This window comes from Granulicatella sp. zg-84 (assembly GCF_010892375.1).
Classification (GTDB): domain Bacteria; phylum Bacillota; class Bacilli; order Lactobacillales; family Aerococcaceae; genus WM01.
On sequence record NZ_WNJX01000038.1, the window covers coordinates 1 to 13134 of the forward strand.

Consider the following 13134-nt stretch of genomic DNA (forward strand, 5'->3'; position numbering starts at 1 on the left):
CATCGATGGCTTCTTTTGCCGTATCTGCTGCTTGTTTAGCGGCTTTTTTCGCATCGTCTCTTTCTGTTTCTGTTAATTCTTTGTTGTTGAATTTCTCGTCGATTGCGGTATCTTTAGCGGCTTTGGCTCTTTCGATGACTCCTACAGCTTCTGCTCTTTCTTTTTCTAATTCAATTGCTTTTAACCCAGCGCTTTTTGCAGCATTTATTCTATTTTCATCGGTTGCAGCTTCTATTGCTTTTATTGCTGTATCTATCGCTACTCTTACTTTTTCTTTTGCTTTTTCTTTTTCCTCTAATGACAAGTTTGCATTAGCATCAATCTCTGTATTTACTTCTTGTTGTTTTTCTGCTAAGGCTTGTACTGCCGTTTCTTTATCTAGGTAATTTAGAGTTACTATAACCTCTTTTTCTAAACCACTTGGTGTTATTGCTTTAAATCTGATAGTATTTCCTTTTCCTTTAAATAATCCAATATTATCAACAGAAGCATCAGTTCCTTGATATTCCTCAGCTATAAACTTATATTTTTGTAAAAGTTCTTTGTTTTCTTCAGTTCCAAGAGATCTTCTATTAGGATTTCCATTAGAATCTTTCCCAACTGTTTTAATCGTAAAATTAGGGAACTTTATTTTTTTCATAACTTCAGCTATAACTAAATCATCATTATCCTCATTCCCCGAAGAATATGGTCTATTAAGTGTTATTGCCTCTGGTAGATAAGCACCATAAAATTTAAAGTCATCACCAGTTATAAAAAGTCCATAGCTATGTATAGAATCGTTTTTAGGATCAGGTACTTTTACATATTTAGTCCATACTAAAGTGTCTGTTCTAGGATCAAGTAACTTAGTTCCTTGTTTCACAACAAATTTCTTTTCATCGTTCACCCCCCAATTAAGAACGATACCAGAAGTAGTAAGATTCCATGATGTTCTATATCCCGGATCTGCTACGTATATATCAGAGAACTCTCCCGTAGTAGTTGCAATTTCAACATCTTTAGAAAATGAGGTATTTGACCAAAAGTATACATCTTTAGGTTCACCAACATAGATTGTTGCAACTTTCAATGATTCTATGCCATTTTGTTTTGCTGTGTCAACTGCTGAATCTGTTATTGCATTGTTTATTGCATTTATTGCGTTTGTTGATGCGGTCGTTATTTTTCTTTTTGCTACATTTTTTTCTTCTTCGGTTAGACTAGAAGCATTAATTTCTGCTTCTTTTTCTGCTTTTACTCTGTTAATTTCCTCAACTGCACTTGGTTTTTTGGTTGGTGTACCTTGTGCAGCAATTTCTGATATCCCCGTTTGTTTTGGAGTGTCTATTTCACTTTGATTTTTAGCTTTTTCTATTGCATCTTTTGCTTTATTTGCTGCTTTTTCTGTTTCTGCTTTTGCCGTTGTTTTTTCTTCATCTGTTAGTTGTGTATTCGCATCTATTTGTTCATCTTTTGCTTTTTTAGCATCATCTATTTCTTTTTTTGCTTTTTCTTTATCTATTAAATTTAAAGTTACATATACATATTTAGATACACCAGATACAAAGCGATTATTTTCTTCATCGCTTTCTATCGTCAATAAATATTTAAGTAAAATTCCATTACCTCTTAAATTTTTAATTTGAGGATTATCAATTTTCTCACCATTTTTATTATATACTTCTTCCAATGATGCACTAATATTGTTTCCAGAGACATAGGCATTTCTAGGAAAAGTAATATGTTTAACAATATCATCCGAAACTTCAAATTTTTCGACTTTCTCTTTATCATACTCAAGAGTCATGTTATCTGGTGCATAAACACCCGAAATAACAAATGGATTACTAACACCAAGCCCGTCACCCTCACTAATTGGTATATTAGACGCTTTAACAACCTTAGTATACATAGGTGTATTAACTTTATCAGTTTTAAAAAGACTACCTGCCTTTAGAACAAAATATCCATCATCATTAATTCCTGTATCAACAATAGCATCTGCTGGAAATCCTGCTTGCAGATGTTTTCTTTCATTTTCAGCCAAGTATATTTTAGGTATATTCCCTGTCGGGCGTGCGATTACAATATCACTATCTGTTGATGTATTTGTCCACACAACTATATTATCAGCCTTTCCAACATTGACTGGTTGCGAGCTTGGAGTTGACGGAGAAGGTGTTGGACTTGGATTTGATGATGGTACATAAGGTTTTAAAAAAGCACGAGCATAGTTTTGATTTGACGTTGCTGGTACTTGGTTAGACTTAAGTCCGGCTGCAATAGCAAGGTCATTAACACTATTTACAGTAAAGCCTGGTTTAACTCTAGCGCTATAATTAAGATAATACTCTTTGCTATCTTGTTCTGTTTCAAATGAAAGGATTCCATAAGTTCTATCTCTAATGTTTCTCCAAATATTTCTTTCATTCTGCGTTGTATTTCTACTATTATCAATATGCCAACCAATTAAATCTATCCAACGTTCATTAAAGTTTCTATCTGTTCTATTACCTATGTTACTAGCATTACCACCATTTCCATTTCTTGAATAAACCCTAGTATTTCGTTTTTCATTGCCAACATGATCTGAACGATTTTCTGCCCAGTCTGTTTCTGAACTATAATTATACAAATTACCATCTTTGGAACCAAAGTCAATATTAGTAACTTCCAGTCCTTTAGGAATTGTTACATAATAGAAAGGTGTTTTCCAATTGTCATGAGAACCATTAAATTTTACACGTACATTTACTAAACCATTTACTATTTCAAGTCTCTCAATTGTAGCTCCACCCATTGCCACATTAACGTCATTACCTTCTCTAGATGTCCAACCATAGCTCCCATTTAATGTATTTAATCCTGATATCGTTGCCCCATCACGAAAGCTGAACCCTTCAGGAAGTGATAGATCCTTACGATTGAAACTTTGAAATGTTTTAGAAGTCGTTAAAGCTTTTTGTCGCTCAGGTGATAAACTTGCTATGTCTTCATCCGTGAGTTTTAAGACTTCAAAATCTTCAACAGTTAATGCCTTAATATCTTCTAGTGTCATTTTTTTGAAATCTTCAAAAGTGATTGTTTTTGTTACTTGTACAGCATCTGGTAGTTTCACTATGTCTTTATCAGACTCCGAATCAACACTCGTACTTGAAAACTCTGCTAATCGTTCTACATACTCACCTTTATGCGCAAAAACTTGCGGACTCGCTAAAAGGAAAGAGCCTAAAAACACCGACCCTACTCCTATCTTGAATTTACGTATTGAAAATCGATCTTTTCTTTTATAAAACATTATTTTTCTCCTTTTATAAATCTTTCATATTCAAATCTATTTCTTTTCTTCTTTTCGTCGCCTATCTGCATGTCTCCAATAACGCCTTCTACAAACCGGACTACAAAACACCGTTCTACGATCTAACACACCTTGGATTGTAATCACTTCCTTTCCACATCTTTTACAAGTAAATGTCCTACTTTCATATGTTAAATTAGTTTCTTGTTCTTTCATTTTTCATTATGCTTCTTTCTTCGTTTTATCAACCTCAATTATTGAATTTTTTCTTAACGTTCCAAAAGTATATCTTATGTTTGATATATTGATTTGACATACTACATGAACACTATTTTTCATCTTCCTTCTTTATTTATTCCAACAATACTAGACATCGCTCAAACAACATCTACAACAATCAAAATATCTATATAGACTATTTCTATAAACACTTGATAAAATACCTAAAACAACGAAAAAATCATCCTTTAATTTTTTATGTATCAAGAATAATTATCATTCATACATTAAGAGATCAAATACTACATATCACGTCTCCTTTCTTACTATATCATCTGTTTTTGATACTTACTTAACTAAACCTTTTTGTACCTAATACCCTAAAAACCAAATCTATCTAACAAAATAGATTTTATTTCCTGATTACAAATCGACCAACTTTCTTTTTCGAAACTATTATTTCACTCCTTCCTAGTCTATAGCAATAATAATATTATAAATCCCCCCCCCCCCGAAAAATCAAGCCTTTTATCACAATTTTTCATTATATATTTCTATTTTTTACATTTTTGTCATGCCTGTATTATCTACTAACAATAATCTGTTTAAAATAATAGATTTGATACTCAAAAAGCTTGGAATCAACTCAGTTAAAGTGTTGATTCCAAACTTTTTTACTATTCAGTCTGAATTATCGAACGGTTATACCCGGTTTGTTGAAAACACATAAAGCACTTGATAAATAGTATCATGTTTAGTTAATTGCTCGTTGAGTTCTTTCAAAAACTTTTTGACATAAGCGTATTTATTTGACAATTCAAGATTTCCTATTTTATACGATATATTTAAATCATACAGTACCATTCTCAAAGGTAAAAAATGAGAAAAAGGCAGTAAATGGCTAATGCCATTCACCACCAATATACTCACTATTTCTCTCCACCAACACAATTTGACGAAGACTCATAATTTAACACAGATCAGAAAAATATAAAATAATATTATTCCGTTTCTTCCAATCGTTTTCTTAATATAGCAATCATAAAACCTAACCCTAGAGTGGTAGTTCCATATAATAATGGATTTTGATCTAATTCACCTGTGTCGGGTTATTTTTTATCAGAAATTACTTTTGTTTTACCACTATCTTTTCCTGTATCATTTAGGTTCTCATCTCCACTCCGTTGAGTATTACCTGGTTTTGCTTCGAGAATAAGTTTATCTGTCGGAAATTCACCAACGACTTTTCCTGTTTTATCTACTGTGACTGTTGTGTTTGGATTTAATTTCTCCAATTCTTCTTTAATTTTTTCTTTTGCCGAGTTGTAAAATAAAGTGCAAAAGCAAAATAGTGTTATAAAAACAAAAAAGACAGATAATTAACTTACTAAAATCCACTACAACATTAGGAAGGTCATTATCATGTCTGAAATAAATTATAACACAAAAAAACAATATAAACAGCTATCATTGGTTGAACGCACAAAAATTGAAACGTTATTAAACGAAAAAAAGCCAATACGATATATCGCTGAACGACTCGGAAGAAATGTATCCACAATCTATAGAGAAATCAAACGAGGAAGCGTTAATCAAATAGTTCATCGAAATGGTATTCAACGTGACGAACTAAAATATTACGTTGAAACAAGCCATCATATTTATAAAGCTAAACAACAAAATAAATATCATACTGATTTAACTGAAAAATTTAGTCAACAATTTTTCAAAGACTTACAACAAGCAGTTACCGAAACATACAGAATACACAGTATTGATACCTTTGTACATTGGTATCGTCTAAATAACCCTAATGAAAAAGTCCCTTGTACGAAAACGGTTTATACGTTTGTCCATTAAGACATTATCCCTATCAAACCAATTGCTTTACCCAAAATGGTAAGCATTAGAAAGCGACCGAAAAAAGAGAACACCAAAACATACAAGAAAAACATGGGAACCTCTATCGAAAATCAACCAGACGTAGCGAATAATCGTACAGAATTTAGACATTGGGAAATTGATTTGGTCTTATTTAAGAAAACGAAAAATGAAACACTATTATTAACGTTAGTAGAACGACAAACACGTTATACAATTATACGTAAAATGAATGGTAAAACAGCACAATGTGTCTTACGGACATTAAAGAATATTTTTAAACAATATGTGAAGTTAATCTTCAAGAGTATAACATCTGATAATGGTTCAGAATTCGCATCGTTATCTGAATTAGAATCGACATATTTAAGCATTTACTACGCACACCCTTATTCATCTTATGAGCGTGGTACTAACGAAAATCATAACGGACAGATACGGGAGTTTTTACCTAAGGGTAAATCTATCAACACCGTTAAAAAGTCAACTATTCGTAAAATAGAATCCTGCTTGAATCATAAAATACGGCGTAAATTAGGTTATCGTGCACCTGCAGAGTTATTTTTATTGCGGGTAGATCGTTTAATAAAAACAGGTTTCCCGTCAAGGCACACTTTGTTTTTCGACTTGACTAGAAAACCTTGGTTTTTATTATTTGGTTATTAACCCCGCAAAAGAAAAAGTGATTATCGGTTTTTTGCACTTTACTTTACAATTGGAGTAAATTTTAAATCGTTTCATTTATTATCTATATTGAATAAACTTATCAACTCTTTTTTGTACATAAAAATTTTTAAATTTTACTTTCTTACACAAAAGTTAGAAATAAAAACAATCTTCCTTTTATACAAAACACTTATTTGATTCATTTGAAATTTAATTAAAGCAAAATATCCCATATCCTTATTTTTATACTATTCAAAAACAAAATTATTTTTCTATTTTAAAATAACATAACCAAAATATAATTTATTATCTATATCTTTATGTTTAAACAAAACTATGCAGAACTTTTCTTAAATCTATATCTCCAATATTTCCATGAACATTGCTGACTACAAAAAACTATTCGTCGATCTAGTTCTTCCTCTTTTATAACACCCACCATTCCACATCTTTTACAAGTAAATGTCCTACTCTTGTAAAAGATAGATTCTATAGCTTTTTTCTCATCTTTCTCCTACCTTTACCTTATATAATTATAAACAATTACAAATACTCTAAATCTCTCATACTATAATAGCTTCCTTCCTCTATTTCTCAATATATCTTTAAATCACTCTCCTCGTAGGTAAAAACTTTAAAACAAATTATATCACACCCCACCCCCGACTTTGTCAACCTTTTTTAGTAATTTATGTCAATCTTGTGTTAATCAAATGAGAAAATATCCCAATATAATAAAATATATTTAAATCAACAAACAAATCTATGTTAAAACATTCCAATTATGTCGATTGTTAAAACGAAAAAATGATACTATTTATATTTATGAGTCTATCAATATCTGAAATAAAGAGAACAAACAAGTACGTCCACAATACATATTCATAGGAAAATTAAATAAAAAACCTAGAGAAAACATTGATATTGATATTAAATTTTCCCATATAGCGTGCTGACTTTTCCTCAAATCATAGTAATAGATTTATACAGTAGAAAAAGAATATTAAAGTTAATAAAAGAACATAGCATGTATGAAACGGTACAATTTTTAGTGGATTTAGAAGAAAGAATGGAATTTAAGACAAAGATGGTACAGACAGATAATGGAAAAAAGGCTGTAATGAAGAAGTCATAGACTAAATAATGAGTTGTTTTATCAAAAGAACCTCTTTAGTAGCGCAGAAGAAATGCACACGTTATTCTATAAATATGAAAAAAAGATACAATAACATAGCTAAAAGAACGTTGAGGTTTAAGACACCACATTAGCTGGGAAAAGATTACCTTAAAAAGGCTTATTTGGAATATTCATTAAGGCTTTTTATGAGATGATGTATCACAAATGTTTGATAACTATACAATATTTATTTGTGCGAATTATGAAAAGTATTTAACAATTTTCTTCTTTAATAGTATGATAGATATAATAAAACTTAGGAGGAAGAACATGTCGTCACTGCAACAATTACAAAATGGTTCAGATATTCGTGGTATCGCCATTTCAACAACAGATTATGAAGCAAATTTAACAGAAAAAGAAATTCCTAGTATCGTATCTGGAATTATACATTGGGCAAGACAAACTCAAGAAAATAAGTATCAAAACGGAACACTAACAATCGGTATTGGAAGAGATAGTCGTATTAGTGGAGAAACATTGGTCAATGCCTTTATTCAATCTGCACGTGAACAAGGCGTCAATCTTATTGATTTTGGACTTGCCACAACACCTGCCATGTTTATGAGTACACAATTTGAAATGTTTAAATGTGATATTGGTATTATGATTACCGCAAGTCATTTACCTTATTATTTTAATGGTATTAAAATTTTCAGTGCAGTAAGTGGTGCAGAACACGATGATATTGACTATATTTTATCACACACAACTCCTAACACAAATGGTCGTATAGGAACAATCAAAACAGATGATATTTTAACACCTTATGCACAAGATTTAGTACAAAAAATCAAAAACGGGATGCAAACAACTGATGAAACTCCTCTTAAAAATATGCACATTATTGTTGATGCAGGAAATGGTGCAGGAGGCTTTTTCGTCGATAAAGTGCTAAGTGCTTTAGGGGCTAATACAGCTGGATCCCAATTTTTAGAACCCGACGGCACATTCCCAAATCATATTCCAAATCCCGATAACAAAGAAGCAATGGAAAGTATTAAAGAAGCAGTTATCCGTCACCAAGCAGATTTGGGTATTATTTTTGATACAGATGTGGATCGTTCGGCTATCGTAACAAAAAGTGGACATCTTTTAAATCGTAATAATTTAATTGCTGTTTTAAGTCAAATCGTGTTACGAGAGCATCCTCATTCAACCATTGTAACCAATTCACCAACAAGTTCACATTTAAAAGTATTTATTGAGCATTTAGGTGGGAAGCAATGTCGTTATATTTCTGGATATAGAAATGTCATTAACAAAGCTATTCAACTGAATAAAGACGGTGTGAATTGCCCACTAGCTATTGAAACGAGTGGACATGCGGCATTTAAAGAAAACTATTTTTTAGACGATGGAGCATACGTTATTGCCAAATGTTTAATGCTTTTACCAACGTTAATTCAACAAGGGAAAACTTTTGATGATTTAATTAGTACATTAAAACAACCCGTTGAGACATTAGAAGTACGTTTTAAATTATCGGGACAACACTTTAAAGAGCAAGGTCAACGTGTTATTCAAGATCTAGAAAACACCAAAATCGACGGTTTCCAAATAGATTATGAAAATGAAGAAGGCGTACGCTTTAATATAACATCACCATACGGTAATGGATGGTTCTTATTACGCTTAAGTTTGCATGAACCTTTACTCGTCTTACAAATCGAAAACGATGAAATGGGCTTCATGCCAAGTGTCCTAAAAACACTCCACCACTTTTTCAATCAATTTGATTTTGTAAATCAAGAAAAATTACGCGTACATTTAAATGAAGAAAATAAATAATGCCAATATACCAAAAGTGGAGAACCAACGCTTAAAACGTTGGTTCTCCACTTTTGAAATAGAGCAATTTTCAATCAGTATTTTACTTATTTTAATGTACTCAAAAAATTCAATGCCATACTCACTAAGTAAGAATTATTTTGAATAGTAAAAATCGAAATCGCTTTTTGTGCTGCATCTAATGCTTCATTCTCAAAATTTTTCTCTTTTAATAACTGTGCACGCATCAAATATGAATCACCTAATAAGTACATGGATTGGTGTAAAACAGCTAAATCAATGCCAAATGACACATACTTAAGAGCTAAATCAAAATTATCAGTTAAAAAATATGCTTGGGCTAAATTGTAATACAATCTAACGCCCTCTTCCCATTCTGTTAATTGTGCAATTTTTGGTAAAATATCTTCAAAAATACTAATAGCTTTAGTATATTTTTTATCATTACTATAAATATTACCAATCATCATTTGTGCTTTCACATGAACAGGGTTGTCGCTTTCTGTTCTTTCAAGTAAGTTATTCAAAATAAACATTGCTTCTTTTTTATTGTGTTTATAATGATACAAAACAACTGCCTTAATCCAATCATAGTATAAACGCTCTACTGGAGATAATTGAACATCATTTGTTTTGCTCACGATAAAATTTAACGCACTGTAATTATTCGCTTTTAATAAATCTTTCACTTCGGACGAATAAAAAGTTGTGTTATCATCAAAATTGAATAAATCATCAATAAATGATTTTGGAATTTTTAACTTATGAACGACTTTAATAATAATCTCAATGGACGGTAATAATTCGTTTTTCTCAATTTTACTAATAATCCCCTGTGCACATACACCTTCAGCAAGTTCTTTTTGAGAAAAACCTAATTGTTTTCTTCTTTGTTTAAATGTTATGGCTATTTTTTGTCTCAATTCGTCTTTTGTTCGCATAGTTACCTCATTCCATTCTATTTATGATAATTTTTTATTTATTATATATTATTATACCATATTTTCACTTCTTGGAATAAAATCAGTAATATTTTTTGAATATTTAATCAAATTTCTGCACAAACTCGATTTTTATTGATGAAAAGATAGTTTCATATATTATCGCATCTGATTGTACATAATTATTTCTTGACCATATAATAAGATATTGTTGTAAAAGTCAGTATGTAATGAAAATAGATACCCATATCATGATTGTTTAGTTAACAGAAAAAAATGGTACTCTAACATTTTAAGTGTTAGAGTACCACTTCCTTTGAGTCATCATTTTATTTTATGATGAGAACTCTTTTTCTTAATTTTCTTGTTTCGCTTGTTCTTCAACTTGTTCGTAAAATTCTTTCCACATAGACAATACATTGTCTTTTGCATAAAAAATATTTCCTTTGGCAGATGCTTGTTGTGCTTGTTCATAATAAGATTCATCTTGCTTTAGACGGTTTAGTACAGACACAAATGTATCAATAGAATTTGCCTTTTCATAAAAATCGAAAAGAATATCTTCATATATTTCTAAATCTCTTAGTAGAATTGGGGTATTGACACACATTGCCTCTAAAATGGTCATTGGAAATAGTTCTTCAAAAGAAGCAAGTAACATCACATCTGCTAAATTATAGACTTCATTCATATATTCTCTATCAACAATACCTAAAAATTTAACATTGTGTGGTGGATTATCGACAACTTTTTCAATTTCTTTGTAGCCGTCACTTATTTTCCCAAACGAGAAACCACCTGCCCATACAAACTGAATATCGGGAAGTTGTTCTGCCATTTTCAATACATCAAAGATACCTTTTCTGGTTTGTAATTGCCCTGCAGATAAAACAACAAAGGCGTCTTTATCTATTCCGTACTTTTCTCTTAAACGCTCTTTTTCATCTTTTGATACTTTGTAAAAATCATCACCTGATACATAATTAGGAATATATGTAACTTTATTACGGTCAATACCATATTTTTCGAGTTCACCAATAAAATATGGGTTAACAGTTACTAAGTAATCCATGCTTTTATAAAATTTAATCATATACCAAAAAAAGATTTTTTTAATTGGTTTGGGTAAATTCAAACTATTTTCAACTGTTTCTGGTAGCATGTGTACATAACCAACTGATTTACCATTTTTTGTCATAAACCATTTTGAAATGGCAAATTTAAAATCAATAGTATGGTAGTGTGTAATTTCACTACATTTTAAAGCGTTCTCGAATATATCAAACTCATCTGCTAAGCCATCTTTGACTAAATTGACTTGTTCAATATAAGCAGAACCAACACCTTGCCCTTTCACACTTGTTGCACTAGAAAGCATATTGATTTGACTTTTTTTCAAAGATTTCACTTCTTTCTATTTTATACGATTTATTATGAAAAGAAATTCGTTAACCATGGCCAAATATGATGAATAAAGAAGAAAATCATTTCTTGCATCATCACGGTAAAGACATAGGTCGAAACAGCTTTTGTTGGGATAAAAATCCATACAAATTTTTTGAATGACATTGTGGTTAAACCTGCAATCATACATAAAATATCATCTGGAGCAGCAGGTAAAAAGAACAAAATACCTAAAATCCATGAGAAACGTTTTTCATTTCTTGTCCAACCCATATATTTATCATATGTTTCATCTGATACAAAACATTTTACAAAAAACTCTCCATACTGTCTTGCTAAATGAAAGGCAATCATAGAGCCTATAAAAATACCTATGTAATTATAAACGAATCCCCATTCATAGCCCCAAACGACCGTTCCACTAACAGAAACCGCTCCTCCGGGAATAATAGGTAAGACAACTTGAATAATTTGTATCAAAATGAATAAAATCGGTCCAAATACACCCAATTGTTTTAAGTGTGTTTCAAACATACCACCTTGGTCAGTCGGTTTAAAATAGGTACCTGTTGCAACCCATATCGCAATCAACACTGTTAAAACTAGACCAACCGTGGCACCAATTTGGACAATTTTACGATATTTTTCTGATATTTCTTTTTTCTTTTCATCTTCTAATTGTTTCATAAATTGTTCCTGCATGTACATACATCCTTCGTTTTTTGATAATTTTTATCATACTACACTTTATCATTTTTTGACATCAGTCTAAAGTATTAAGTCAATAGAAAAACATCCATAAGACGATAAATAATCAGTACCGCCCAAACAAATATGGATACATATCCAATGACGACACTATACTTTTTAAAAAATTGCATTGTCGTAAAAAAGCGGTCTGCTTTATAATTATAAAATAATAAAAAAAATCCTACTAAAACATAGCCAAAAAAGACGTATGGCAAAATAGAATAGCGAAAAATCACTTCTCCTATTTCTTCTATACCAATGAGTACAAATGGGAAAAGAATGATTGAAAACCCTATTTTATACAATATTTTTCTAAATATTAAATAGACGAATGCAACAACCAAGGGTATCAAATACCATATTAACTCTGTTATTGTCATCATGAATACACATTTTTCCTTTCATATCATTAAGCCTGTAACATTCTAAGTTTATACCAGCACTACAAAAAGGTCAAACAAAAGTATTATAAGCCGAAATAAAACCGGATAGTACAATACATTTAAAATAGCTTAATCCTAAGAAAAAATATATGTATATGTTCATATAAACGTAAACGAATAAAATTAGATTTGATATATTATCAAAAAACGATGCATTGACACCTTAATATACACTCTTTTTTCATTATGTTCCATATCATATACATCATTCTCATTAGTGAAATATTATCGAATGCTATTCACTATCAGTATACTGACACCAATACAATTTGATAAAGAACCATAATTTGATAAAGAACCATAATTTTAAAGGTGTTGGTAGCTTCCTTTTGGAAGATACCAACACCAAATATTATAGAACCTCTTTTGCTGAGGTTCTCCTATATCTTATACAAAACGCCTTTAAAACTATCTACTATAAACAAAAAAGGCTCTATAATAAATCGTGTTGGTGGGAATAATCCACCAACACGATTTTGTATATAAAAGTGGACAAAAAAAGAGAAATACCTGTATGATTAAATCACCACAATTAAACAAGGAGGTATTTCTCATGGATTATTATACAAAAAAATTATTGAC

The 13134-nt window shown here is 30.8% G+C and carries 9 protein-coding genes; 3 read left to right on the forward strand and 6 right to left on the reverse strand.

Annotated features, from left to right (window positions below; genetic code table 11):
- Positions 1-3280, reverse strand: a 3280-nt coding sequence (locus GMA06_RS07455) for a DUF1542 domain-containing protein (RefSeq protein WP_163562209.1), incomplete at its 3' end; no start/stop codon positions are given.
- A gap of 1328 nt (positions 3281-4608) precedes the next feature.
- Positions 4609-4794: a hypothetical protein gene (locus tag GMA06_RS07460; protein WP_163562210.1), complete on the reverse strand. Its 186-nt coding sequence runs from the start codon at positions 4792-4794 to the stop codon at positions 4609-4611.
- 127 nt (positions 4795-4921) lie between these two features.
- Here GMA06_RS07460 and GMA06_RS07465 point away from each other — a divergent pair, with 127 nt between their 5' ends.
- From GMA06_RS07465 to GMA06_RS07475, 3 genes are all read left to right on the forward strand, one after another.
- A complete protein-coding gene (locus tag GMA06_RS07465) occupies positions 4922-5359 on the forward strand; it encodes a helix-turn-helix domain-containing protein (protein WP_163562211.1) in 438 nt (145 codons plus the stop codon).
- Between the two features lie 36 nt (positions 5360-5395).
- A complete protein-coding gene (locus tag GMA06_RS07470) occupies positions 5396-6046 on the forward strand; it encodes an IS30 family transposase (RefSeq protein ID WP_163562212.1) in 651 nt (216 codons plus the stop codon).
- Positions 6047-7493: 1447 nt separating this feature from the next.
- Positions 7494-9014, forward strand: a complete 1521-nt coding sequence (locus tag GMA06_RS07475; protein WP_163562213.1) for a phosphomannomutase/phosphoglucomutase — start codon at positions 7494-7496, stop codon at positions 9012-9014.
- An 86-nt stretch (positions 9015-9100) separates the two neighbouring features.
- Here GMA06_RS07475 and GMA06_RS07480 read toward each other — a convergent pair whose 3' ends face one another.
- The 4 genes from GMA06_RS07480 to GMA06_RS07495 form a co-directional block, all read right to left on the reverse strand.
- Entirely contained in the window at positions 9101-9955 is an 855-nt protein-coding gene (locus GMA06_RS07480; protein WP_163562214.1) for a helix-turn-helix domain-containing protein, read from the reverse strand.
- 355 nt (positions 9956-10310) lie between these two features.
- Entirely contained in the window at positions 10311-11354 is a 1044-nt protein-coding gene (locus tag GMA06_RS07485; protein WP_240328870.1) for a glycosyltransferase, read from the reverse strand.
- A gap of 32 nt (positions 11355-11386) precedes the next feature.
- The gene (locus GMA06_RS07490) at positions 11387-12061 is read right to left on the reverse strand and encodes a TVP38/TMEM64 family protein (protein WP_240328871.1); all 675 of its coding nucleotides are present in this window, start codon (positions 12059-12061) and stop codon (positions 11387-11389) included.
- A 74-nt stretch (positions 12062-12135) separates the two neighbouring features.
- Positions 12136-12492: a hypothetical protein gene (locus GMA06_RS07495; RefSeq protein ID WP_163545493.1), complete on the reverse strand. Its 357-nt coding sequence runs from the start codon at positions 12490-12492 to the stop codon at positions 12136-12138.
- Positions 12493-13134: the final 642 nt, after the last annotated feature.

Coding starts and splice junctions, on each gene's coding strand:
- GMA06_RS07465 (WP_163562211.1), top strand. CDS start 4,922: ATGTCTGAAATAAATTATAACACAAAAAAACAATATAAACAGCTATCA.
- GMA06_RS07470 (WP_163562212.1), top strand. CDS start 5,396: ATGGTAAGCATTAGAAAGCGACCGAAAAAAGAGAACACCAAAACATAC.
- GMA06_RS07475 (WP_163562213.1), top strand. CDS start 7,494: ATGTCGTCACTGCAACAATTACAAAATGGTTCAGATATTCGTGGTATC.
- GMA06_RS07480 (WP_163562214.1), bottom strand. CDS start 9,955: ATGCGAACAAAAGACGAATTGAGACAAAAAATAGCCATAACATTTAAA.
- GMA06_RS07490 (WP_240328871.1), bottom strand. CDS start 12,061: ATGCAGGAACAATTTATGAAACAATTAGAAGATGAAAAGAAAAAAGAA.
- GMA06_RS07495 (WP_163545493.1), bottom strand. CDS start 12,492: ATGATGACAATAACAGAGTTAATATGGTATTTGATACCCTTGGTTGTT.